Genomic DNA, 24764 nt, shown 5'->3' with positions numbered 1-24764 from the left:
AGGCGCACTCGTCTTCGCGTGGCCCGAACCGGCCCCCGGGGATGCGCGGGGCGGGCCCGGACCGGGAGTGCGCGTGAGGCCCCCTGGGGGAGGGCCGGGGGTCGCCCGGAGGGGGCGCGGGGCGCGGGGCGTGTGCCGGGTTCCCGGCCGGCGTGCGTGCCGGCCGGCGCGGGATGAGGAAGCCCCGGACGACAGCGGCGGGCGCGCCCCCGAGGGGACGCGCCCGCCGCTCACTCCGGTGCGGTGCTCAGCCCTTCAGCTCGGCCGCCACCAGCTCCGCGATCTGGACGGCGTTCAGTGCGGCGCCCTTGCGGAGGTTGTCGTTGGAGACGAACAGCGACAGGCCGTTGTCCACCGTCTCGTCGCGGCGGATGCGGCCGACGAACGACGGGTCCTGGCCGGCGGCCTGGAGCGGCGTCGGGATGTCGCTGAGGACGACGCCGGGCGCGTCGCCCAGCAGCTCGGTCGCGCGCTCCGGGCTGATCGGGCGGGCGAAGCGGGCGTTGATCTGCAGGGAGTGACCGGAGAAGACCGGGACGCGGACACAGGTCCCGGAGACCTTCAGCTCCGGAATGTCGAGGATCTTGCGGGACTCGTTGCGGAGCTTCTGCTCCTCGTCGGTCTCGTTCAGGCCGTCGTCGACGATGCTCCCGGCGAGGGGCAGCACGTTGAAGGCGATGGGGCGCGCGTACACGGACGACTCGGGGAAGTCGACCGCCGCACCGTCGTGGGCGAGCTTGTCGGCCTCGTCGATCACCTTCCGCGCCTGGCCGTGCAGCTCCTCGACGCCCGCGACGCCGGAGCCGGACACCGCCTGGTAGGTGGCGACGACCAGGGCCTCCAGGCCCGCCTCCGCGTGCAGCGGACGCAGGACCGGCATGGCGGCCATCGTGGTGCAGTTCGGGTTGGCGATGATGCCCTTGGGGCGGTCGGCGATCGCCTGCGGGTTCACCTCGGAGACGACCAGCGGGACCTCGGGGTCCTTGCGCCAGGCGGAGGAGTTGTCGATCACCACGGCGCCCTGCGAGGCGACCTTTTCGGCCAGCGCCCTGGAGGTCGCGCCGCCCGCGGAGAACAGCACGATGTCGAGGCCGGAGTAGTCGGCGGTGGACGCGTCCTCCACCGTGACGCCGTCCAGCTCGGTGCCCGCCGAACGGGCCGACGCGAACAGCCGCAGCTCGGTGACCGGGAAGTCGCGCTCCTTGAGGATCCCGCGCATGACCGTGCCCACCTGTCCGGTGGCTCCGACGATTCCGACCCTCACGACGACTCCCTACTGCGTCCTGTTACGTACCTGAATGCCTGGCCGAGGCTCATCCATCATGCGGCCGACCACGGCCCGACTGTCCAATTCTTTGCCGTTCTGCCCGCCCTTTGGGACGGCAGCGGCGGCGGACCCGGCCGGCGACCGGTTGCGGACCTTCGGCCGCCACCCTCCTGAGCTGCAGGAATTCAGCCGCCGGAGGGCATGGGCCGCAAGGTCCCCTGCCCAACCCGGTCCGGCCCACACGAAGGTGTGACGTACGCCTCGGTGCGGTGTGACGTACGCCTCGGCCGGCTCCCGTGGGTCCGGGCGAACGTTCCGGGCGGCAGCGGCGTCGTAGGGGAAACAGCGTGAGGGGGTGGGGCAGTGCTGCGCACAGGGGCCCGGCGCGGGCGGGGGACGGACCCCGCCGCGGGCGACGATCCGCTGGACGCCGCGCAGGAGCGCCGGGTACGGGCGGTGCTCGCCCTGGGCGGGGTGCCGCAGGCGGACCTGCCGGACGGGGTGCAGCAGGTCCGCCTGCGGCTGCTGGAAAGGGCAGCGAGCGGACGGGAGGCGCCGCGGGACGTGTCGGCGTGGGCGGCCGTGGTCGCCTCCAACCTCGCCATGGACTGGCACCGGGCCAAGCGGCGCCAGGAACGCCTCGGCGAACGCCTGGCCGCGCTGTGCCCGGCGGAAGCGCCCTCCGGTGAGGAGAACAGCCTGCTCTCCCTCGCCGTCGCCCGCGGCCTGGACGCGCTGACCGACGCCCAGCGCCAGGTCGTCGTGCTGCGCTTCTACGCGGACCTGCCGGTGCGGTCGATCGCCGACCAGCTCGGCGTCCCCGAGGGCACGGTCAAGAGCAGGCTGCACACGGCGGTACGGGCCCTGCGCGCCCGCCTGCACGAGGACGAGGTGGTGTGACATGACCGCCCACGACGACCGCGGCGACGACACCCGCGACGACGACACCGGCAGCGACGACATCCACGGGGACGCCACTTCCGGGGACGCCGTTCGCCCCGATGGCACTCACGGCGACGCCCCCCGCGACGACCGGACGTACGAGGACCGTCCCCCCGAGGACCGGGTGGACGCCGACGGCGGCTCCCGGGAGGTCTGCGACCGGGCCGCCCGCGATGCCGCCGGACACGGAGGCACCCTCCCGCACGGCTCCGCCGACCCCCTCATGACCGCGATCCTGGCCGAGGAGCCGTCCGAGGACGACCGGCGGGACCCCGCGTTCATGGCGGAACACGAGGCGGCCGTGGCCGACCTGGCGGTGCTCCGGGAGCAGCTGGCGTTCCTCGGGGAAGCGCTCGCCGAGCCGTCCGACGCGGTACCGGACACCGGCACGGGCGACGGGGTAGCGGCCGGGAACGCCGAGGCCGCCATGGCAGCCGAGGACACCGAAGCCACCGAAGCCACCGAAGCCACCGAGGACACGGAGGAAGCCGAGAGCACCCCGGCCGCTGAGGACGCGGTCCCGGTCGATCCGACGTCCGGCGCCACCGGTCGCATGGGCCCCACTGGCCCCCCTGCCCTCACCGGTGGCCCCTCCGCCCCCGCCGGCCCCGGCGGGAGCACCGGTCCGGGCCGCTCGCGCGGCTCGCGCGGGCCCCGCGGCCGGGGCGGCTCCGGTCGCCGTCGGAGGCCGCTCCGGGTCGCCCTGGGGACGCTGGCCGTGGCCACCGCGGCGACCTTCGTGGCGGGGCTGGGGTGGCTGGTGGTCCAGCCCGGTGCGGGCCAGGAGACGTCGAGTGCCGACGCCGGGGCCCCCGCGGCGGGCCGCGGCGACGCGGGTGCCGATGAGGACGGTGCGAAGTCCGAGCGGGCCGAGGAGAGGCCTCCCGTCGGCGATCCCCGGTGGCTGGCCTGCGCCCGGCTCGTGGCCGAGGGTGTCGTCACGGCGACCGAGCCGGTGCCGGGGTCGGGGGCGAGGTCGGGGGAGCAGCGGGTCACGCTCACCGTGACCCGGGTCCACGCGGGGGAGGAGGCGACGACCGTCACGTTCCTCCACGGGACGGCCGGGGCGTCGGTCCCCGCCGTGGGCGACCGGCTGCTCGTCGGCCTGCCCCGGAAGGGCGACCGGCCGGATCTCGTCGTCACCGGCGTCCAGAACATCGCCCTCACCCGGACCTGGATCACCAGCGCGCTGCCGGAGGCGAACCGCCTGGCGTGCGAGTAGGCGGCGCGCCGTGCAGGAACGGCGAGCAGTGGACCGAGGAACAACAGAGGACCGAGCAACAACGAAGAACCGAGAACCAACAGAGGACCGAGCAACAACAGAGGACCGAGCAACAACAGAGGACCGAGCAACAACGAAGAACCGAGAACCAACGGAGGACCGAGGCACAGCGGAGGACCCGGGAGCAAGGGCGCCCACGACGAAGGGGCGGGTGCCCGGTGGTCCCGGACACCCGCCCCTCACCCGTCGCGGCGTACCGCTGTTACGGGATGACCTTCTCGATCGTCACGCTGCCCGCACCCGCGACCGTGCCGCGGGCGTTGACGAGCTGGACGCGGCCGAAGAACTCGCGGCCCTCGGGCGCCTCGGCCTCGGCCGTGACGGTGCCGGAGACGGTGGCGGAGTCGCCCGTGCCCAGCTTCACCGGCGCGGAGCCGTCGACCGTGACGGTGCCGAGCGTGTCGGAGAAGAACACGTCCCGGTAGTCGTACTCGGTGGTGCCGGCGGGGACGGAGTAGCCCACGACCTCGACGGTGTACGTGCCGGCGGCCGGCTTGGCGATGGACACCGACTCCTCGGAGTCGCCGTCGGCGGACTGGGCGACGCGGACGCCGTCCTTGTAGACCGCCAGGTCCAGGTCGGCGGCGGTGTCGGTGACGTTGCCGATGGCGACGTCCAGGGACGCGGCGCCCTCGGGCACCTCGACCGTGGTGGTGTGCGTGTCACCGGTCTTGATGGACGGGCGGTCGGTCTTGGCGGAGCCCAGCGGGCCCCCGACCAGCTTGCCGTCCAGGGCGGCGAGGCGGTTCGTCACCTTCCAGGAGACGTCGGCGGGCTCGCCGGCCTTGGCCTCGGGCAGGGTCACGGTCTCCGGGTCGAAGGCCGCGCCGAGGACGGCGACGTCCAGCTTGTACGGGTTGTCGAGCAGCGGGGAGGTGCGGCGCGACTCGACCTCGATCTCCCAGACGCCCGGCTGCGGGTCCGTGTAGGAGCGCACGTCGGGGCGGCAGGTGTTGGCCGGGTTGGTGTAGTTCGGGTAGCAGTTGATCGTCGAGGTCGGGTCGGCCGGGACCCCGTACGGGTGGATGGCGATGAAGCGGGTCTGGCTGTCGGCCTTCAGGCCGCTCATCGCGATCTCCAGCGTCTTCGCGCCCTCGGGCACGGTGACGAAGTACGAGGTGGTGTCGTTGCGCTGGGCCTTGCCGGAGGCCGAGAAGGTGTGGTTCAGCTTCTCCGAGACGACCACGGTGTTGAGGACCTGGTGGTCCACGCCCTCGGTGCGCGGGTCGTCGACCTCGAGGATGGCGCTCTTCAGGCCGGCCGACTTCGGGTGCGCCTGGACCTTGACGGTCACCGGCTTGTTCAGCGGCAGCCGCACCTCGTCGTCACCGACGATGCGGAAGGTGCGGTCGGCGTTGTTCTCCAGGTCGAGCTCGTGCTTGATCGCACGGTCCGGGCCGGACGTACGGGTGATCGTGATGTCGTACGTCTTCTTCTGGCGGACCTTCAGGCCGCCTTCGCGGTCGTAGAGACCGGTGCCGAAGCCGGGGGTCTTCAGGAACTGGTCGATCGCGGTGTCGACCGGCGCCTTCACCGTGTACGTGTGCGCGGTGGCACCGTCCCGGATGGCGTCCCAGGCCTCCTCGATGTCGATGAGGCCGGCGCCCTGCTCGTAGGCCTGCACGTCCTTGATGCGCTCGGCCGTGGAGGTGAGGGCGGTGCGGAGCTTCGCGGGCGTCAGGTCGATGCGCTTCTGCTTCGCGGCGGACAGCAGCAGCGCGGCGGCGCCGGCGGCCTGCGGGGAGGCCATCGAGGTGCCCTGGAGCATGCCGTAGCCGGCCGGGAGGTCGTAGCCCGCCTCGGCGACCGGGGCGCCCGCGGCCCACGTCTGGATGGTGTTGACGGCGGCGCCGGGGGCGACCAGCGTCGGGGTGAAGCCGCCGTCCTCACGCGGACCGCGCGAGGAGAACGGCATCATGCCGTACTTCTTCCGCACCACGGAGCCGTAGTTGGCGGCCCAGGTCTCGCGGGAGACGGAAGCGCCGACGGAGATGACCTTGTCCGCCAGGGCCGGGTCGCCGATGGTGTTGGCGCCGGGGCCGGAGTTGCCCGCGGAGATGACGATCTGGACGCCGTAGGTGTCGATGAGCCGGCTGTACAGCTCGGCGCGGGCGTTGTTGCCGTCGTTGAGCGCGGGCAGGCCGCCGATGGACATGTTGACGATGTCGACGCCGCGGTTGGCGACGAGGTCGATCATGCCCTCGGTGAGCGCCACGTTGGTGCAGCCGCCGGACCAGGTGCAGGCGCGGGACGAGACCAGCTTGGCGCCGGGCGCGGCACCGTTCATCTTCCCGCCGAACAGGCCGTTGGCGGCGGTGATGCCGGCCACGTGCGAGCCGTGGGAGCCCTCGATGAGCCCGATGTTGACGAAGTCGGCCTTCTTGCCGATCCAGTCGCCGCCGTAGGGGTCCATCGGGACGTCCTTGCGGATCTCCACGACGAACGGCTGACGCTCGGCGACGTCGGTCTTCGGGTCGTCGGTGCCGAAGTACCCGACGTGGAACTTGTCCTTGTAGGGCTTCATCGGGGTGTCGTCCGAGAAGTCCTGGTTGTTGTTCAGGTCGACGCGGACGGTGCCGGCCTTCGCGTCGTAGAGGACGCCCCAGGAGTCGGTGGTGTCGCCGTCGAGGTTGGTGTCGCCGTTCGCGTCACCGCCGATGGTGTACGACTCCAGGAAGGTGCTGATGCGGTACTCGCCCGCCGGGGCCTTCCAGGTCTTGCCGTCGTAGCTGAAGCTCGGCCCGGACACGGACGACACCATCGGACGCCAGGTCCGGTCGTTGTCCACGATCGGGTCGGTCGCCGTCACCCAGTCGACGATCTTGCGCTCGCCGGTGGTGGTCTTCTGCAGCGCCGGGTGGGCGAGGTCCACGCCGGAGTCGAGGATGCCGATGGTGACGCCGCGGCCGTCCGCCTTGCGGTTGTCCTTGACGAAGTCGACGGCACCGGTCTCGAAGGACGGGTTGTACGGGTTCTTGGCCGGGGTCCGCTTGTCGGGCGCCCCGTAGGTGCCCTTGCCGCCCTTGCCCTTGGCGCCCTTGGTGGTGTCGGCGCTCGGGGTCGGGTCGTCCAGCGGGATCTCCTCGCGCAGGTCGATGCCGTGCACGGTGGAGAGCTTGGCCGCGGCGGCGATGGCCGCGTCCGCCTTGGCGGTGGGGACGGTGGCCCGGACGTAGCCCAGCTTGTCGTGGGTCACGCCGACCGAGCCGCCCTTGACCGCGTCCAGCTTCTCGGCGACCTGCGCGGTCTTCCCGGGCGCGGTGGCGATCATCATCGTGACGTGCTTGGCGCCCTCGGCCTTCGCCTCGGCGAGCAGGTCGGCGTCCTTCGACCCCAGCTTGTCGGGCGCGGACTTGACCTCCCCGTCGACCGGGGCGGCGGGCGGCGCGTCGGCGGCGAGGGCCAGCGGGATGGGCCCGGCCGCGGAGAGCGCGGCGACCAGGCCGGCTGCCACGGCGATGCGGGCGACGCGTCGTGCGCCCGATATCGAGTCGCGCTGAGGGGAATGGGTCATCGGCATCCCTTGTAAGTAAAGGAACGATCGTGGAGCGACCCGAGCCGATCCGCCCTGGTCGCGAACGTCCGGAACAGGAACCCGGACGATCGCAGAGCCTGTCGCAAGGGGCAGGTGTTTGGGGAGTGTTGACCGAAAACGAAATGGATGTATGGGGAAAACCCCCGATGCGCTTATGGGTCGATGTCCCCCTAAGCGGGCAAGTCGCCCCTCGCCTCCGCGACGCCGTCGACGTGCCCGGACCGCCCGGAAAACCACCTGCCGGAACGCCCGGTCCGGCGCTAACGTCCGTGGGTGCGCAAGACGTTGAGGGTGGCGGCCTACGCCGTGGTGGTACGCGACGGACAGCTCCTGCTCGCCCGCTCACCCGTGCCCGGCGGGCCCTCCGAGTGGGTCATGCCGGGCGGTGGCATGGAGCACGGCGAGGACCCCTACGACACCGTGCGCCGGGAGGTCGAGGAGGAGACCGGCTACCTCATCGAGGTCACCGGCCTGCTCGGCGTGAACTCCTTCCGCCGCACCCTCCCCGCCCGCCGCCTCGGCCGTCCCGCCGACCACCACGGCGTCCAGCTGGTCTACGAGGGCCGGATCGCCGGCGGTGAGCTGCGCAACGAGGTCGGCGGCAGCACCGAACTCGCCGCCTGGCACCCCCTGGACGCCGTCCCCGGGCTGGTCCACGTCCCCATGGTCGACATCGCCCTGGACCTCTGGCGGGAACGCCCGGCGGCGGGACGGGTGACCCCCGCCCCGGACTGACCGGGCCCGCGCGGCCCTCCGCCGGGCCCCGCGCCCCGCCTCGCTCCGCCGGGGCCGTTGCCCTTCCGTGTCGGGCACGCGTCTCCTCCGCGGATCAGGCCCGCGCCCCCTCCGCGTGCCACGCCGGAGCGCCCTCCGCGTGCCGAGGGTTCGCGCCGCCGGACACGCGGAGGGGCCGCCATGCGTCCGGCGGCCCCTCCGCTCCCCTCCTCGCGGGATGCTGCTCCGGCCCCCTACCGGGGCAGCACCACGACATAGGCGGCCGGCTCGCGGTCCGGCGCCGCCATCAGGGCGGTGCGGACCACGGCTGCCTGCTGCTCCGGGGCGTCGCGCAGCTTGCGCGGGGTGACGTGCACGACCGTGATGCCGAGGCGTTCCAGCACCTCCCGCTGGCGGGCGTACTCCGACCACAGGGCGTCGTCGTCCGGGCGGGGGGAACGGGTGTCCAGCTCGACCGCGACCGCCTGGTCCGGCCAGTAGGCGTCGAGACCACCGAGGTGGGGACCGCCGGGCAGCCGCAGGTCGACGTTCCACAACGGGTCCGGCAGACCCTGCTCGCGCACCATCGCGTACAGGCGGTCCTCCGCGGCCGCCCGGCCCTCCGCCACCAGGGTGTCCACCGCGTCGACCACGTGGGGCCGGTTCAGCAGCCGCGCCCGGGTCAGCTCCCGCACCACCGACGCCGCGTCGCAGTGGCCGCCGCGCACCGCCTCGGTCAGCAGCCGGCGCACCGCCACGGCGTCGTCCAGCCGGGTCACCGCGTCCGCCAGCGCGCGCGCCACCGGGGCCACCGGCAGGCCGGTGACCTGCTCGGCGGGCGGCAGCGCCGAGGTGCGGACGATGCGGACGCACCCCGTGGACCGCAGACGGCGCAGCCGGGGCACCAGGACGTCCAGGGCCTCCAGCGAGGGCAGCGGAGGGGTCCCGGCGAAGCCGTGCAGGGTGAGCGCGGCCAGTCCGGTGATCATCGCCTCGCCGTAGGGGGAGGCCGGCACGGTGTCCCGTCCGGGCTGCACGGGGACGCTCACGGACCGCTCCCGTGCCGTGTACAGCAGCACCGCGTGCAACCGCTCCTCGCTGGTCGGCGGCCCGGGGTGGAGCAGGACGACACCGGGGAGGAGCTGCTGCCAGGAACCGCCGGGGCGGCACTGCTCGTTCGTCTCGGCGGCGGACACGCCGTGGGCGCGCAACTGGGCGGTGGTCAGCACCCGGCGGCGGACGTCGGCGAGGTGGTGCAGGGGGCGGGGGGAGAGCGGGGTGTTGTGGGTCATGACCGGCAATTTCCCGTGCCGCGTCGGCCTGCGAACCCGTGTTACACGTCCGTCGACAAACGGGGACAAGCCTGCACTAAAGGACGCGTGTTCGGATGCCGAAAACCCCTGGTCCATTCGGGTGTGGACCAGGGGTTACGGCCATGATTGCCTGAAGTTCGTAACGGTCGCGCAGAGCGAGGTCCGGCCCAAAGCCCGGTCCTCGTCAGACCTCCGCGCGGCCCCCGTCAGACCTCCGTGCCGTCCTCGTCAGGCCTCCGCGCGGTCCTCGTCGGACCTCCGCGCGGTCCTCGTCAGGCCTCCGCGCGGTCCCCGTCAGACCTCCGTCCCGTCCTCGTCAGACCTCCGCGCCGTCCCCGTCCCCGTCGGCCACGGAGCCGGCCTCCGCGTCGCGCCGCTGCCCGCGCAGGCCCCGGGCCAGGTCGTCCCGGGCCTCCAGGACCAGGCGGCGCAGGGCGGGCGGGGCGTCCTCGTGGGAGGCGAGCCAGGCGTCCGTCGCGGCCAGCGTCTCCGGCGAGTCCTGGTACGACGGGAACAGCCCCCGCACCACGTCCATGCCGATCTGGATCGACCGCTCGGACCAGACCCGCTCGATCGCCGCGAAGTACTTCTCCGCGTACGGGGCGAGCAGCTCCCGCTGGGACGGCCGGGCGAAGCCCGCGATGGTGGCCTCCACCAGCGCGTTGGACAGCGCGTCGGACTCCACGACCTGCTCCCAGCAGCGCGCCTTGACCTCCGCCGACGGCCGGGCCGCCAGGCAGCGGACCTGGTGCCGCTTGCCGGAGGCGGTGTCGTCCCGGGCCAGCTCCTCGGCCAGCGCCTTCTCGTCCGCGACGCCGTGCGCGGCCAGCGACTCCAGGAACGCCCAGCGCAGCTCCTGGTCGACGTCCAGCCCGTCGACCGTGGCCGTGCCGGACAGCAGGTCCTGGAGGAGTTGCAGGTCGCCCGGCGAGGAGGCCACCGAGGCGAAGAAACGCGCCCAGGCCAGCTGCTGCTCACTGCCCGCCCCCGCGCTCTCCAGCTCGCGCCGGGCCCCCTCGGCGAGGCGCAGGCCGGCCTCCTCCCGCCGGGCGGGTGCCGTGTAGTGGACGAGGGCCGACTCGGCCCAGGCGTGCAGCATCTGGAGCACGCCGATGTCGGTCTCCCGCCCGGCGAAGCGCAGCACCAGGCCGATGAAGTCCCGCGCGGGCAGCAGCGCGTCGCGGGTCATGTTCCACAGCGCCGACCAGCACAGGGCGCGGGCCAGCGGGTCGGTGAGCGCGCCGAGGTGCTCGCGCAGGGTGGCCAGCGAGGTCGCGTCGAAGCGGATCTTGCAGTAGGTGAGGTCGTCGTCGTTGACCAGGACCAGCTCCGGCGCCTCGGCCCCGGCGAGTTCACCGACGACCGTGCGGGCACCGTCCACGTCCGCCTCGGCGCGGGCGTACCGCTCCAGGGCGCCGGAGGCGGTGCGCCGGTACAGGCCGATCGCCACCCGGTGCGGGCGCAGTTCGGGGTGGGACTCGGCCGCCTCCTGCACCACCGCCAGCTCGTCGATCCGGCCGTCGGCGGTCAGCAGCACCTGCGGGGTGAGGGAGTTGACGCCGGCCGTCTGCAGCCAGGCGCGCGACCAGGCCGCCATGTCCCGGCCGCTGGTCTCCTCCAGCACCGACAGCAGGTCGTTCAGGCGCGTGTTGCCGTAGGCGTGCCGCTTGAAGTAGCGCCGGGCGCCCTCCAGGAACGCGTCCTGGCCCACGTACGCCACCAGCTGCTTCAGCACGGAGGCGCCCTTGGCGTACGTGATGCCGTCGAAGTTGAGCTTGGCGTCCTGCAGGTCACGGATGTCGGCGGTGACCGGGTGGGTGGAGGGCAGCTGGTCGGCGCGGTAGGCCCACGCCTTGCGGCGGTTGGCGAAGGTGATCCACCCGTCGGTGAAGCGGGTGGCGCCGACCAGCGCGAACGCGCCCATGAAGTCCGCGAAGGACTCCTTCAGCCACAGGTCGTCCCACCACTCCATGGTGACCAGGTCGCCGAACCACATGTGCGCCATCTCGTGCAGGATGACGTTGGCCCGCCCCTCGTAGGAGGCCTGGGTGACCTTGCCGCGGAAGATGAACTCCTCGCGGAAGGTCACCATCCCCGGGTTCTCCATGGCGCCCAGGTTGTACTCGGGCACGAACGCCTGGTCGTACTTGCCGAACGGGTACGGGTAGTCGACGTGGTCGTGGAAGAAGTCCAGGCCCTGCTTGGTCACCAGGAACACGTCGTCGGCGTCGAAGTGCGGAGCCAGCGCCTTGCGGCACATCGCGCCGAGCGGGATCTCCAGGCGGCTGCCGTCCTCGAAGACCCGCTCGTAGGAGTCCGTGACGTAGTGGTACGGGCCGGCGACGACGCAGGTGATGTACGTCGGGATCGGCTTGGTCTCGGCGAACCGCCACACCCCGTCGGTCTGTTCGCCGACGCCGTTGCTCCACACCGTCCAGCCCTCCGGCGCGCGCACCTCGAAGCGGTACGGGGCCTTGAGGTCGGGCTGCTCGAAGTTGGCGAAGACCCGGCGCGCGTCGGCCGGCTCGTACTGGGTGTACAGGTACACCTCGCCGTCCTCGGGGTCGACGAAGCGGTGCATGCCCTCGCCGGTGCGGGAGTAGGCGCACTGCGCGTCGACGATCAGCTCGTTGTCGGCGGCCAGGTCCTCCAGCAGGATCCGGGTGCCGTCGAAGACCTCGCCCGGGTCCAGGTCCCGCCCGTTGAGGGAGACGGCCGTCACGCTGGGCGCGATGAGGTCGGCGAAGCTGCTCGCGCCCGGCTCGGCGCAGCGGAACCGCAGGGTGGTGACCGAGCGGAAGGTCCGGGGGCCCTCACCGCCCGCGTCCCCGGTCGCCGAGCGCAGGTCGAGGGACACCTCGTACCCGTCGACCGAGAGCAGGGCGGCCCGTTCCCGGGCCTCGTCGCGGGTCAGATTCTCACCGGGCACGGGTGGCACTCCTCATGCGTCGTCGACATGGCTGAACAGGACCGATCCTGCCATGCGCCCCTGTCGCCGGGCAGCCGGGAATGCCCGGGACCCGCCCCGGTGTTCCCCGGGGAAGCACCCGTTTCGCCGTTTCGCGGTTCCGCGGCCCCTGAGTGAGGAGCGACATGTCCGAGCAGTCCACCCCCACCCCCGTCGACTTCTGGTTCGACCCGCTGTGCCCCTGGGCCTGGATGACCTCGCGCTGGGTGCTGGAGGTGGAGAAGGTGCGCAGCATCGAGGTGCGCTGGCACCTGATGAGCCTCGCGGTGCTGAACGAGGACCGGCTGGACGAGCTGCCCGAGGAGTACCGCGAACTGCTCGAGACCAAGGCGTGGGGCCCGGTCCGGATCGTCATCGCCGCCCAGGAGGAGCACGGGGCCGATGTCCTCGGCGACCTGTACACCGCGCTCGGTACCCGCATCCACAACCGTGACGAGGGCCCCGGCAAGGAGACCGTCGCCGCCGCCCTGAAGGACGTCGGGCTGCCCGAGTCGCTGATGGAACACTGGGACGCCACCCCGTACGAGGCGCAGCTGCGCGCCTCCCACAAGGAGGGCATCGAGAAGGTCGGCCAGGACGTCGGCACCCCGGTCATCGCGGTGCCCGGCGCCGACGGCGAGCAGATCGCCTTCTTCGGCCCGGTCGTCACCCCGGCGCCGCAGGGCGAGGAGGCCGGCCGCCTGTGGGACGGCACCGTCGCGGTCGCCTCCGTCCCCGGCTTCTACGAGATCAAGCGCTCGCGCACCAAGGGGCCCGACTTCAGCAACCTGTGAGCCGCCGCCCCGTCGCCGCGGGGCGACGGGTGGCGTCCGGCTGGCGTCCGGGCGGCGCACGGCGCGGCGGCGCCCCCGCCGCCCCGCCCTGTTCCGGCTCCCGGTCACTCAGGGACGGGCGCGCGGACGGCCTTGGGGAACGGCTTCATGACGAACCCGGTGCGCAGGTTGCGGCACTGCCGGCCGGTGTCCGCGTCGAGGACGTTCTCGCAGAGCCAGAACTCGTTGACCCCCGCGCGGCCCAGCCGCTCCTTGAGCCAGTCCTGCTCCGTACGGGTCAGCTGACGGTGCCGCTGCTCCGTTCCGCACGTCCAGCAGGGCAGTTTCATGGTTCTCGGTGTCGGCATCGCCCCACTCTGCCCCGGGGTGCCCGCAGCAGGAAGCCCCCGCGACTCACGTCGTCGCGGGGGCTTCCCTCTTTTCCGCCTGCCGGGTGAACGGTGAGAAGACGATCACGAGGCAGGACGCTCGGGGCTCCCTCCGGGGAGCGGGCGGCGGCAGGTCCCGCTCAGGGGACTCGGGAACCCGGGGAACTCAGGGAACTCAGGGAGCGAGCAGCAGGACGTCCGCGCGGGACCTGGCGGCCTCGTAGCGCCGGGCCACGTCCTGCCAGTTGACGACCTGCCACATGGCCTCGATGAAGTCGACCTTCTGGTTCCGGTACTGGAGGTAGAAGGCGTGCTCCCAGGCGTCGAAGACCAGGAGCGGGGTGGCGCCCTGGCCCACGTTGCCCTGGTGGTCGTAGACCTGCTCCACGATCAGGCGCCCGCTCAGCGGCTCGTACGCCAGCACGCCCCAGCCGGAGCCCTGCGTGGTCGCCGCCGCCTTGGACAGCTGCGCCTTGAAACCGGCGAAGGAGCCGAAGGACTCGGTGATCGCGTCGGCGAGCTCGCCCACGCCGTCCTGCGCCAGGGGCTCGCCGCCGCCCTCCTTCGGACCGGTCATGTTCTGCCAGTAGATCGAATGCAGGATGTGCCCGGAGAGGTGGAACGCCAGGTTCTTCTCCAGCCCGTTGACCGAGCCCCAGGACTCCTTGTCCCGGGCCTCGGCGAGCTGCTCCAGCGTGTCGTTGGCGCCCTTGACGTAGCCCGCGTGGTGCTTGTCGTGGTGCAGCTCGATGATCTCGGGGCTGATGACGGGGGCCAGCGCGGAGTAGTCGTAGGGCAGGTCGGGCAGCGTGTACACGGGCATGTGGGGTCCCCTCCGAACCTCTTATTGCAAAAGGCTTGCAACTGCACGCTAACAGCAGAAGCGTCCGCACGCGTCCCCGGTACAGGAAAAGGCCCCCGCGTGTCCGCGAGGGCCTTCGTCCGGAGGGGGAGGGGTCAGGCGCGGGCGCGCGCCCGCTGCCAGGCGTAGCCCACGGCCGACAGGAACAGCGTCATGCCGCCCGTCGAGTACAGCTGCACGCGCGTGTCCGGCTCCCGCGCCATCAGCACGAACACCGCCGCCATGCCGGCCAGCGCCACCCACGTCAGCACGGGGAACGCCCACATCCGCACGGTCAGCCGCTCCGGCGCCTCCCGCTCCAGCCGGCGGCGCAGCCGCAGCTGCGACACCGCGATGAAGATCCAGACGATCAGGATCACCGCGCCGATCATGTTCAGCAGCCAGGAGAAGACGTCGTCGGGCCGCCAGTAGCTCAGCAGCACGCACAGGAAACCGAAGACCGACGACGCCAGCACCGCGACCCGCGGCACCCCGCCCGACACCCGGCCGAGCACCTTCGGGCCCTGCCCGCGCTCCACCAGCGAGTAGCCGATCCGGGAGGCGCCGTAGATGTTCGCGTTCATCGCCGACAGCAGCGCGACCAGCACCACCACGTTCATCAGCTGACCGGCGCCCGGAATGCCCAGCCGGTCCAGGGCGGCGACGTACGGGCCCTGCTCGACCACCGCCGGGGAGTCCCACGGCACCAGGGTGACGATGACCGCCATCGAGCCGATGTAGAACAGCGCGATCCGCCACATCGCCGTGCGCACCGCGCTCGCCACGCCGCGGACCGGGTCCTCCGACTCGGCCGCCGCGATGGTCACCGTCTCCAGGCCGCCGTACGCGAACACCGACGCCAGCAGCCCGATCACCAGCCCCTCGGCGCCGTTCGGCAGCAGCTCGGTGAGGTTCGCGCCGCCCGGCGAGTCGGTGCCCGGCAGGACGCCCGCCACCGCCAGCACGCCCAGCACCAGGAACAGGCTGATCGCGCCGACCTTCAGCGCCGCGAACCAGAACTCGAACTCGCCGAAGTTCTTCACCGCCGCCAGGTTCGTCGCGCAGAACACCACCATGAACAACGCCACCCACGCCCACTCGGGCGTGCCCGGCAGCCAGCCGGTGACGATCTTCGCTGCGCCGATGCCCTCCAGTCCCACCGCCGTGCACAGCAGCACCCAGAACGACCAGCCCGCCGTGAAGCCCGCCCACGGGCCGATCGCCCGCTCGGCGTGCGCCGAGAACGACCCCGACGACGGATACGCGGCCGACATCTCGCCGAGCATCCGCATCACCAGCATGACCAGCAGGCCGGAGAGGGTGTACGCGAGGACGATCGACGGCCCGGCGGCCGCGATGCCCGCGCCGGATCCGACGAACAGCCCGGCGCCGATCACCCCGCCGAGGGCGATCATCGACAGGTGCCGCTGCTTCAGGCCGTGCGACAGGGAGGTGCCGTCCGACTGCGACGGCTCGGTCAGGGAGGTGTTGGACACGTGGTTCGTCCAATGCGTAGACGTGGGGGGACGTGCGGAACGGGCGGCCGGCCGCGGACGGGGCGGCGCGTCCCCTCCGCGGTGAGCGGCGGGACCGTCGCGCCCTGTGGTGTGTGCGGCGAGGCGTGGGGCCTCCGCGTGGACGGCGCCCGGCAAAACGCCGACAGTCTGGGTGCCGGAACACCCGCCGGGCGGCCACCGCCCACGATACGGACACCCGGCGCACGCTCGGTGCCCACCCCATGACCTGCCGTACGGAGGCCACGGGCGGCGACGCGAGCCGGGCCCGTCCCGTCCGTCCGATCTCGGGCGGCCCGATTGGCGGAACCCTACAGACGCCCGCGCCGCACCCGGGGTGAGACAAGCCTCGGTGCCTCAGTGACCGGGGTCACCTCCCGTGAGGTGTGACCCGCCTACTTTGTCAGGAGCCCACCAAGCCCGTGACCCCGCCTTTGTCGACCGCTGACGGTGATCGGCGCGAGCGGGCCGGGATAGCGTCACGGTGTCCCCAACTGCCCTCACCCAGCGGAGTCCCGATGAGCACAGCCGCCGCCACCACCGCCCGCCCCGGACTGGTCCTCGCCGACCTCCTCCCGGCCTCCCGCGTCCGGGACGCCGCCCTGGTCCTCGGCGGTGCCGCCCTCACCGGCGTCGCCGCGCAGATCGCCGTGCCCGTCCCCGGCTCCCCGGTGCCGGTGACCGGCCAGACCTTCGCCGCCCTGCTCGTCGGCACCGCCCTCGGCGCCCGCCGCGGCGTCCTCTCGCTCGCCTTCTACGCGCTGGCCGGCCTCGCGGGCGTGCCGTGGTTCGCACAGGGCACCTCCGGCTTCGGCATGCCCTCCTTCGGCTACGTGCTCGGCATGGTGCTCGCCGCCGCCCTCGTCGGTGCCCTCGCCCGGCGCGGCGCCGACCGCTCCGTGTGGCGCACGGCCGGCTCGATGCTGCTCGGCTCCGCCGTCATCTACGCCGTCGGCGTGCCCTACCTGGCCCTCGCCACCGGCATGTCCGCCTCCGCCGCGATCGCGGCCGGCCTCACCCCCTTCCTCATCGGCGACGCCCTCAAGGCCGCCCTGGCCATGGGCCTGCTGCCCACCGCCTGGAAGCTCGCCGACAAGCGCTGACCGACGGCCATGGCGGCACGGCCACCACGCCGCCCGCCAGCGCCGCCGAGGGCCACGACCGCCACGACCGCGCGCTCACCACGGCGACCGCCGCGAGGTGTGAAGGCCCGCCCGCCGTACCCGGCCCGCCCGGTACGGCGGGCGGGCCTTCGTCGTGCCGCTGCCCTCGCCGGTTCCCTCGGCCCGCGCCCGCCGGCGAGAGCCGAGGGGACCGGCCGGTCCGCCGACGCCGGCGGTACCACCCGGGCCCGCCCCGCCCCTCGTGAGCACGAAAGCGCTCGGTGCGCGGAACGTCAGCAACGACCCCGCCGGTGCGTCGACGGCCATTCCGATCTCGTCCGTCCGTATTCCAGCCGGCTGGGCCCACCAGCATTCACCTGCCGATCGACCGCTCGAAAACGCATTCGGTCGGTGATGGGCGGCGAGACTGTTCCGTTCCCGGGCATGGCCGAGGACCGGCTCACGGTGTCATGCCCGGCCGAGCTGGTAGCTGGGCGGTGGGGCAGGCGGGTTCGGCTTTCCGTTCGTGAGCGAATTGCCGGGCGGTGTGGGACCTGTTTCCGTCCGAACTCTCCCGCGTTGTCACCGGGGCATCTATTCTGATGTCCCACTGAGGCGCCATCATCTGGGGGGATTTCGTGTCCGACGTGGCCAGGCCCAAGCCTGCACTCGAGCGTTGTGTCCTGTGCCGTCTTCCGGTCTCCAGGAAGAAGCTGGTCCTCACCGCGGGCGGGCAGCCGCTGCACCGCTCCTGCCAGGCGGCCAGGGCCCCTTCGGCGCCCCGTTCGGCGACGCCTGCGACCGTCCTCACCCGGGCACCGAAGGACATCAGCCGTGCCGAACTCCTCAAGCGGATCGACGCGTTGCGTAAACGTGACGCGAAAAAGAAGGCGGGTGCCGCGAAGGTGCGGTCTGCCGTTCGCCCCAAGCCGTCCACAGCACCACAACGCGGCAAGCGGCCGGATATCCCGCCGCAGCCGTATTACGGCGTGGAGATGAAATTCATCGACGGCCGATGGGTGCAGATGCACCCCGATTCGGAATAGGTCCCGCACGCCATCGTCATAGTGACCGCACACCATCGTCGCCGTGGATGGCTGCGACGGATGCGCTGTCCCCAGGAGGCCCCGCGCCTCCGTGCGCGGCCGGCGCATCCACCCCGCGCCGCCCCCCGGCGGTCGCCGTGCCACACTCTGTCCATGCGCGTGTACCTCGGTTCCGACCATGCCGGATACGAACTCAAGAACCACCTCGTCGAGTGGCTCAAGGGCGCCGGCCACGAGCCCGTCGACTGCGGGCCCCACATCTACGACGCCCAGGACGACTACCCGCCCTTCTGCCTGCGCGCCGCCGAGCGCACGGCCGCGGACCCCGACGCCCTCGGCATCGTGATCGGCGGCTCGGGCAACGGCGAGCAGATCGCCGCGAACAAGGTCAAGGGCGTGCGGGCCGCCCTGGCGTGGAGCGAGGAGACGGCCGCCCTGGGCCGCCAGCACAACAACGCCAACGTCGTCGCCGTCGGGGCGCGCATGCACAGCCTCGACGAGGCGGTGAAGTTCGTGGAGGTCTTCCTGGGCACGCCGTTCTCCGGCGACGAGCGCCACATCCGCCGGATCGACATGCTCTCCGCGTACGAGACCAGCGGCGACCTGCCCCCGATCCCCGCCCACCACCCCCAGCAGTAACCGGGCCGCGCGCCGCCCCGCCGGAGGACAGCACGATCCGCCGGTGGGGCGGTCGCGCGGGCTGCCACAGCCAGCGGCCGGTCGGGACGCGACCGGCCGGGAGAGAGGACGCCGTGCCGGAGGGCCACACCATTCACCGGCTGGCCGAGGACTACGCGGCCGCCTTCGCGGGCCGCGGCCCGCTCCGGGTCACCAGCCCCCAGGGCAAGTTCAGCGACGCGGCCGCCCTGCTCGACCACAGCCCCCTGCACACGGCCGACGCCCACGGCAAGCACCTCTTCCTGGGCTTCCGCGACCCCGACCCCGAGCACACCGACTGGGTCCACATCCACCTCGGCCTCTTCGGCAAGGTCGCCTTCGGGTCGGCCCCCGCGCCGCCGCCCACCGACACCGTGCGGCTGCGTCTCGCCGACGACCGCACCTTCGTCGACCTGCGCGGCCCCACCACCTGCGCCCTCGTCAACGACGCCGAGAAGCGCGCGATACACGACCGCCTGGGCCCCGACCCGCTCCGCCCCGACGCCGACCCGGCCGCCGCCTACCGCAGGATCAGCCGCAGCCGTACGACGATCGCCGCGCTGCTGATGGACCAGAAGGTCATCGCGGGCGTGGGCAACGTCTACCGTGCCGAGGTCCTCTTCCGGCACGGCATCGACCCCTACCGCGCGGGCCGGGACATCACCCCGGGCGAGTGGGAGGCGATCTGGGCCGACCTGGTCATGCTGATGCGGGAGGGCGTGCGCACCAACCGCATCGACACCGTGCGCCCCGAGCACACCCCGGAGGCCATGGGACGCCCGCCGCGCGTCGACGACCACGGCGGGGAGGTCTACGTCTACCGCCGGGCCGCCCGGCCCTGCCACGTCTGCGGCGAGGAGATCCGCACGGCCGGCCTGGCCGCCCGCAACCTCTTCTGGTGCCCGGGCTGCCAACGCGCCTGACGGCGCTCGCGGGCCCCGACCGGCCCCCGGGCACCCCGGAGGTCGGTGCAGCGCCCGAGCACGCCGAGGCACCCCAGGGAGCCCCCGGGGAACCCAGGGAGGGGGCGGGTCCGGGTCCGGGTTTCCTTCTCGTCGGCGCGCCCTGACCGTGCCTGCCCGCGCCCTGTCCGCGCCGTGACGGCGCCCCTTCCGAGTCGCCCCCGCCGATACGCGGCGCCGCCCCCGCCGGTCGGACGCGGCGCCGCCCCCCGCCGGTGGGACGAGGTGCGGTGCCGCCCCCGGCCCTGCCCGCCGCCGCTCAGGAGCCGTTCGGCGGCCAGGGCGTGACGCCGCTCAGAAGCCGTGCGGCAGCCAGGGCGTGACGCCGCCGAAGGCGACGGACGCCTCCGCCAGCGCGCCCTGCCGCAGCTCCCGCACCCGGCCGGCACGCGCCAGCGCCGCCAGGCTCACACCGCCCAGGTAAGCCGCCCCCAACTCCCGCACCGAGAGGGCGAGATCGGCCGCGTCCGTGGTCCGCTCGCAGGACGCCCCCTTGACGTCGCCGCTGATCCGCCAACGCCCCGCGTTCCACGGGCAGAAGGCATCCTCGACCTCCAACACGACGTCCACCGGCGCCTGGTAGGTCCGGGCTGCCAGCGCGTCCCCCACTTCGACCAGCCGCACGTACAGCCCGTCCCGCAGGGTCGGCAGGCAGCGTCGGGTGTCGGACACCAGGTACTGCCAGGCGTCGTCGACCGGCCGGTTGCGCACCACCAGCGTCGAGGTCAGGTCGACGTCGAACAGGAACCGCCACAGGGCCGCGTCGGCCGCCGGGTCCAGGGCGGCCACGTCCCGCAGCACCACCGTGCCCGCGGGCCCGGCCGGACCCCATTCCGGCTTCACCTGGAAGCGCGCGTAGCCGACGGTCTCCCCGTCCCGCTCCGCGACGACGCACTGCAGGGGGGAGCCGCCGCCCCGGTCGCTCGCCGGGTCCAGCACCGGCACCCGCTCCCAACCCGGCCCGCGGGCCAGCATGCCCGGCCGCAGCGGCACCAGCCGGGCGTAGATCGCCTCACACGTGTCCAGGACGTCGACGGGATCCGCGTAGCGCAGCCGTACGTCGTCCGTGCCGTCGGGAACGGACAGGGTGACCCTGCTGGTGTCGATCGTGGCGCCGAGCTGCTGGGTCGCCGCCGCGTAGCCGAACCGGCCGTAGATCGGCGGCTCGGACGCCGTGAGCACGGCCAGCGGCTCGCCCCAGGCCCGTACGTCGTCCAGCTGCCGCCGCATCATCCGCGTGAGCAGCCCCCGCCGCCGGTGCGTCGGCGCGACGCCGACCATGGTGACGCCCGCGGCCGGCACGGCCGCCCCGCCGGGCACGGTCAGCCGGAACGAGAACGCGCCGGCCGTGGCCACGCACACCTCGCCGTCCCACAGGCCGATGGACCGGTCGAACTCGGCCAGTGCCTCCCACAGCTCCGTCTCCTCGTCGGACTCGGGCACTCCGCCGAAGGCGCGGATGAGCGTGCCGTACCACCGGTCCCACTCGTCCTGCCGCAGCACCCGCGGTCCGCCCGCCGTGTCCGCCGTGTCCGCCGTGTCCGCCGTGCTCGTCCGTTCGCTCTCCATGCCCCATGCCTACCAGCCGCGACGTGGGCGGAGCGAGGTAATTTCCCACCCCGGGCCCCGCGACGGCGTGCGGTGAAGTTCACTGTGAAGTCGGTCCCCGCTACGGGGGACAACCAGGACCTCCCGTGCCAAGCGGCCGGTCCGATCGATAGGGTCCCGAACCAATGGCAGCAGCACGAGAACGGCGGTCGGCCGCCGAGACGTTCACGGCCCGGTGCAAGAAGCAGTGGCACCGGGCCCGCGTCGGCGTGCGCCGGGCCGCCGTGGACTACTTCCGGGGCAACGGGTCGGACTGGGTCGCCCTGGCCGGCCTGCTGCTGACCATCCCGCTCCTCACGGCGGGCACGCTCGCCAACTCCGTCTGGTGCCCGCCGGCCGCCCTGGTCCTGCCGATCGTCGCGGGCGGGCTGCTGCTCCGCCCGGCCAGCCTGCTCGGCCTGTACGCCGTCGCGGCCACCGCGCTCATCGTCGAGGCCGTCCAGCTGGGCCCGTACACCGAGGGCGCGGCCCGGGTCACCCCGGGCGTCGTCCTGACCGTCGCGGCCTGCGGGTTCTTCGGCCTGCTCGTCGCCCAGTTCCGCAGCCGGGTCGGCGTGCCCTGGCGGCGCGGCGGCACCATGCTGTTCGACCTCCGCGAACGCATCCGGGTGCAGAGCCAGCTCCCGGCCCTCCCCGGCGGATGGCACCAGGAGATGGCCCTGCGGCCCGCGGGCGGCCAGTCCTTCTCCGGCGACTTCGTCGTCGCGGCCCGCACCAACGGCGGCCGCACGCTCGAAGTCGTGCTCACCGACGTCTCCGGCAAGGGCATGGACGCCGGATCCCGCGCCCTGCTGCTCTCCGGCGCCTTCGGCGGCCTCCTGGGCAGCCTGCCGCCGCACGCCTTCCTCCCGGCCGCCAACGGCTACCTCCTGCGCCAGGAGTGGGACGAGGGCTTCGCCACCTCCATCCACCTCGTCCTGGACCTGGACTCCGGCGACTACGAGCTGTACACCGCCGGGCACCCGCCGGGCCTCCAGCTCAGCGCGGGCACCGGCCGCTGGGAGGAGAAGGCCGCCGACGGCCCGCTGCTGGGCGTGTACGACGGTGCCCAGTTCGACCCGGTGAAGGGCTCGCTGCGCCCCGGTGACGTGCTGATGCTGTTCACCGACGGCCTGGTGGAGACCTCCGACCGGGACATCGTGGAGGGCATCGACCGCCTCACCGGCGAGGCCGACCGCTACGTGGCCGGCGGCTTCCACGGCGCCGCCTGGCACCTCATCGAGGCCGTCGCCAAGGACGTCAACGACGACCGCGCCCTGCTGCTGATCTGCCGCGAGGGCCCCACGGCCGGCCACCGCTGACGGGCCCGCCCCCTACCGCTCACCCGCCCGCCGCCCGCCGCCCGCCGCGCCCGGGACCGGTCGCGGGCACCGGACGGCCGTCCGCCGGGGACGGTCGTCGTCGGTCGGCGGCCGCCGGTCGCCGCCGCGGCGCCCGGTGCACACTGATCGCGTGACCGAGACACCGCGCAGCAGCCCGTCGCCGTACCTGTCCCCGGCCGAGGTCGAGGCCGTCGCCCGCGCCGCGCACGACGGCCAGACCGACAAGGCGGGCCGCCCTTACGCCGAGCACCTGGCGGCCGTCGCCGACGGCGTCCGCACGCGGGGCGGCGACACCGAGCAGATCGCGGCGGCCTGGCTGCACGACGCCGTCGAGGACGGCCGGCTGGCGCCGGAGTGGCTGGAGGGGGCCGCCCTGACCGAGCGGACCAAGGACATCGTGCGCGCGGTCACCAAGCGGGCGGGGGAGCCGCCGGAGGCGTACGCGGCGCGCATCCTGGCAACCCCCGGCGCGCTGCTCGTCAAGGCGGCGGACCTGGCGCACAACGCCGACCCGGCGCGGCTGGCGGTGCTGGACGGACCCACCCGGACACGGCTGACCGAGAAGTACGCGCGCATGCGCGCACTCCTCGGTCTGTCGGCGGACCGCCCCTGACCCCGGGCGGGGGCGCCGCGTCAGGGGCGGTGGGCCGGTCGGTCGGTCGAGCATCAGCCAGTCGTCCGTCCGGCCGTCCTTCCGGCCGGGCGGCGGGAAGGACGGCCGTCCGGTCGGACGATCGGCCTGGCAGGCCGAGCCGTCGACCGTCCCACGGCTCGGCTGGCTCAGGCGGAGACTTTCTCGCGCGCCTCCCGCGGCGCGTCCTGCGCGCGCTCCCGCGCCGGCTCGGCCCGGTCCCGCTTGAACGCCCAGTCCATGGCGGGCTCCATCACCGGCCGGAAGACCCGCCGTACCGGGGCGGTGCACAGCAGCGTCACCATGGCAGCGGCCAGCACCGTGACGAGCACCGCGCCGAACGGCCCGTCGAGCACGGACAGCTCGAACCAGCCGCGGTAGTCGGCCGTCTTCACCACGAACCCGTGCAGCAGGTAGCCGCACAGCGTGCCCGCGCCGAGCGCCGTGAACCACGTGCGGCGGCCCGGCACCCAGGCGAAGAAGCAGGCGGTCAGCACCAGCGAGCACCCGAAGAGGGCCAGCACCATGACCGGACCGGCCCACCAGGGCGCCCCCAGCTCCTGCGCGGAGTCACGGTGGTAGAACCAGCCCGCGTTCAGGACAGGGGCGACCCACCACGCGAACGCCAGCGCGGCCGCGAACACCGGCACCGCGGCGATCCGCACCGACCGGCGGCGCACCATGTGGAAGTGCTCCGGCTTCAGGCACAGGCCCAGCACGAAGAACGGCAGGAACTGCAGCACCCGCTGGAGGTCCAGGTCGTCCCCGATCCCGGGGGAGACGCTCGCCAGGGCCGCGATCAGGAGGGCCAGCGGCAGCGGGTACCGCACGGCCTTCCAGATCGGCGTGGTGAGCCGCCAGATGAACAGCGCGCACAGGAACCAGGTCAGGTACCAGGGGTCGAGGAGACTGATCTCGTGCTCGGGGTCGTTGTCCATGTACCGCTTGAACAGCGGGTACGCCGTCTCGAAGACGATGTACGGGACGGCGACACCGGTGACCAGCCGCTGCAGCCGGTCGGGGCGCATGTCGAAACTGCGCGAGAAGAACCCGGAGATGAGGATGAACGCCGGCATGTGGAACGCGTACACCACCATGTAGGCGGCATCGACGGACCGGCTGTCGCTCCTCAGGGGCTCCCAGGCGTGTCCGACCGCCACCAGCACGATGGCCAGGTACTTGGCGTTGTCGAAGAACGCGTCACGCCGTTTGCCCGCAGGGACGGCCGGGCCGCGCGCCGTCCGCTCGGCGTCGGGCGCGGAGGGCGGACTCGGCACCCCGGACGCCGGGGACCGGTCCGGAGGGGGAGGCGTACCGCGTTGGTTGCCGTTCGGTCGCGGCGAGGTCGTCACTGACCCTCCCTGGAAGAACTCGGGGTCAGGAGCGGGAAGCTCGCTGCGCTTGCGGGGGACGAGGCAGCGTGAAACATCTGAGGCACCCTAGCGTTGTCCGCGCGTATTCGTAAAACGCCCGACGTCATTACCGGTAATCCCTCCCGGGTACCCCCGATTCGCTAATGCCGACGCCTCGGAGAGCGTGACGGTCGACACATCCTCAACGTGCCGTTCCGGTAAGGGTTCTGTGCACCACCTGCGCCCCTCTTGTCTGGATTCATCCGGGACGAAGGGTGTGCAGGCAGGGCGAACCGCCCCCAACGGAGCGATCGCTTCGGTCCACTTCCCGGCCTTCCGGCGGGCAAGCCGGAACACCCGTGACCACAATTCGAATTGGCTGCGAACGAGGTGTGGGGAATGTGAAACGATGCCGCCGAATTCCCGGTCCGGGTGGCGCCTCGAATTACCGTGCGACGCCGCACCGTTCAGTCCGCCGCCCGCCCTGCCGTCCGGCCGGTCGGAGGGTCCCCGCCCGACGGCCGCCGACTCCGGAGGGCGGATGATGCGTCACCGGCCGCATAGGG

The 24764-nt window shown here is 73.0% G+C and carries 19 protein-coding genes; 10 read left to right on the top strand and 9 right to left on the bottom strand.

The window, feature by feature from the left end:
• Positions 1–247 precede the first annotated feature (247 nt).
• On the bottom strand, positions 248–1264 hold the full coding sequence (locus tag AB0F01_RS04410; protein ID WP_362089791.1) for an aspartate-semialdehyde dehydrogenase: 1017 nt from the start codon (positions 1262–1264) through the stop codon (positions 248–250).
• 369 nt (positions 1265–1633) lie between these two features.
• Here AB0F01_RS04410 and AB0F01_RS04405 point away from each other — a divergent pair, with 369 nt between their 5' ends.
• The gene (locus AB0F01_RS04405) at positions 1634–2167 is read left to right on the top strand and encodes a sigma-70 family RNA polymerase sigma factor (RefSeq protein ID WP_362090228.1); all 534 of its coding nucleotides are present in this window, start codon (positions 1634–1636) and stop codon (positions 2165–2167) included.
• 1 nt (position 2168) lies between these two features.
• Positions 2169–3431, top strand: coding sequence for a hypothetical protein (locus AB0F01_RS04400; RefSeq protein ID WP_362089789.1), 1263 nt, complete (start codon positions 2169–2171; stop codon positions 3429–3431).
• 262 nt (positions 3432–3693) lie between these two features.
• On the opposite strand, the gene AB0F01_RS04395 is transcribed toward AB0F01_RS04400, so the two are convergent.
• The gene (locus AB0F01_RS04395) at positions 3694–7005 is read right to left on the bottom strand and encodes a S8 family serine peptidase (protein ID WP_362089787.1); all 3312 of its coding nucleotides are present in this window, start codon (positions 7003–7005) and stop codon (positions 3694–3696) included.
• 294 nt (positions 7006–7299) lie between these two features.
• Here AB0F01_RS04395 and AB0F01_RS04390 point away from each other — a divergent pair, with 294 nt between their 5' ends.
• Complete coding sequence (locus tag AB0F01_RS04390; protein ID WP_362089785.1) at positions 7300–7761, top strand: NUDIX hydrolase; 462 nt, start codon at positions 7300–7302, stop codon at positions 7759–7761.
• 233 nt (positions 7762–7994) lie between these two features.
• Here the strand turns inward: AB0F01_RS04390 and AB0F01_RS04385 are convergent, their stop codons facing one another.
• Together AB0F01_RS04385 and pepN are read right to left on the bottom strand one after the other, a co-directional pair.
• On the bottom strand, positions 7995–9032 hold the full coding sequence (locus AB0F01_RS04385) for a hypothetical protein (protein WP_362089783.1): 1038 nt from the start codon (positions 9030–9032) through the stop codon (positions 7995–7997).
• A 337-nt stretch (positions 9033–9369) separates the two neighbouring features.
• Entirely contained in the window at positions 9370–11982 is a 2613-nt protein-coding gene (gene pepN / locus AB0F01_RS04380; RefSeq protein ID WP_362089781.1) for an aminopeptidase N, read from the bottom strand.
• 164 nt (positions 11983–12146) lie between these two features.
• On the opposite strand from pepN, the gene AB0F01_RS04375 reads away from it, so the two are divergent.
• Positions 12147–12794: a DsbA family protein gene (locus tag AB0F01_RS04375; RefSeq protein ID WP_362089779.1), complete on the top strand. Its 648-nt coding sequence runs from the start codon at positions 12147–12149 to the stop codon at positions 12792–12794.
• A 104-nt stretch (positions 12795–12898) separates the two neighbouring features.
• Here the strand turns inward: AB0F01_RS04375 and AB0F01_RS04370 are convergent, their stop codons facing one another.
• The 3 genes from AB0F01_RS04370 to AB0F01_RS04360 form a co-directional block, all read right to left on the bottom strand.
• Positions 12899–13141: a hypothetical protein gene (locus AB0F01_RS04370; protein WP_362089777.1), complete on the bottom strand. Its 243-nt coding sequence runs from the start codon at positions 13139–13141 to the stop codon at positions 12899–12901.
• Between the two features lie 196 nt (positions 13142–13337).
• On the bottom strand, positions 13338–13985 hold the full coding sequence (locus tag AB0F01_RS04365; RefSeq protein ID WP_362089775.1) for a superoxide dismutase: 648 nt from the start codon (positions 13983–13985) through the stop codon (positions 13338–13340).
• Between the two features lie 134 nt (positions 13986–14119).
• Complete coding sequence (locus tag AB0F01_RS04360) at positions 14120–15499, bottom strand: amino acid permease (protein WP_362089773.1); 1380 nt, start codon at positions 15497–15499, stop codon at positions 14120–14122.
• Positions 15500–16035: 536 nt separating this feature from the next.
• Here AB0F01_RS04360 and AB0F01_RS04355 point away from each other — a divergent pair.
• The 4 genes from AB0F01_RS04355 (at position 16036) to AB0F01_RS04340 (ending at position 19246) form a co-directional block, all read left to right on the top strand.
• Complete coding sequence (locus AB0F01_RS04355; RefSeq protein ID WP_362089771.1) at positions 16036–16620, top strand: biotin transporter BioY; 585 nt, start codon at positions 16036–16038, stop codon at positions 16618–16620.
• Between the two features lie 647 nt (positions 16621–17267).
• Positions 17268–17666, top strand: coding sequence for a hypothetical protein (locus AB0F01_RS04350; RefSeq protein ID WP_362089769.1), 399 nt, complete (start codon positions 17268–17270; stop codon positions 17664–17666).
• 153 nt (positions 17667–17819) lie between these two features.
• Positions 17820–18305: a ribose-5-phosphate isomerase gene (locus AB0F01_RS04345; RefSeq protein ID WP_362089767.1), complete on the top strand. Its 486-nt coding sequence runs from the start codon at positions 17820–17822 to the stop codon at positions 18303–18305.
• Positions 18306–18418: 113 nt separating this feature from the next.
• Positions 18419–19246, top strand: a complete 828-nt coding sequence (locus tag AB0F01_RS04340) for a DNA-formamidopyrimidine glycosylase family protein (protein ID WP_362089765.1) — start codon at positions 18419–18421, stop codon at positions 19244–19246.
• Positions 19247–19579: 333 nt separating this feature from the next.
• Here the strand turns inward: AB0F01_RS04340 and AB0F01_RS04335 are convergent, their stop codons facing one another.
• A complete protein-coding gene (locus tag AB0F01_RS04335; protein ID WP_362089763.1) occupies positions 19580–20854 on the bottom strand; it encodes a GNAT family N-acetyltransferase in 1275 nt (424 codons plus the stop codon).
• Between the two features lie 164 nt (positions 20855–21018).
• Between AB0F01_RS04335 and AB0F01_RS04330 the strand changes: the two genes are divergently transcribed.
• Entirely contained in the window at positions 21019–22194 is a 1176-nt protein-coding gene (locus tag AB0F01_RS04330) for a PP2C family protein-serine/threonine phosphatase (RefSeq protein WP_362089761.1), read from the top strand.
• A 151-nt stretch (positions 22195–22345) separates the two neighbouring features.
• Positions 22346–22828: an HD domain-containing protein gene (locus tag AB0F01_RS04325; protein ID WP_362089759.1), complete on the top strand. Its 483-nt coding sequence runs from the start codon at positions 22346–22348 to the stop codon at positions 22826–22828.
• Positions 22829–22995: 167 nt separating this feature from the next.
• Here the strand turns inward: AB0F01_RS04325 and AB0F01_RS04320 are convergent, their stop codons facing one another.
• Complete coding sequence (locus AB0F01_RS04320; protein ID WP_362089757.1) at positions 22996–24198, bottom strand: acyltransferase family protein; 1203 nt, start codon at positions 24196–24198, stop codon at positions 22996–22998.
• Positions 24199–24764: the final 566 nt, after the last annotated feature.

The sequence above is a fragment of the Streptomyces sp. NPDC029526 genome (genome assembly GCF_040637405.1).
Lineage (GTDB): Bacteria > Actinomycetota > Actinomycetes > Streptomycetales > Streptomycetaceae > Streptomyces.
The sequence above is the reverse complement of the archived record's forward strand: the minus strand, read 5'-3'. Positions and strand labels throughout refer to the sequence as shown.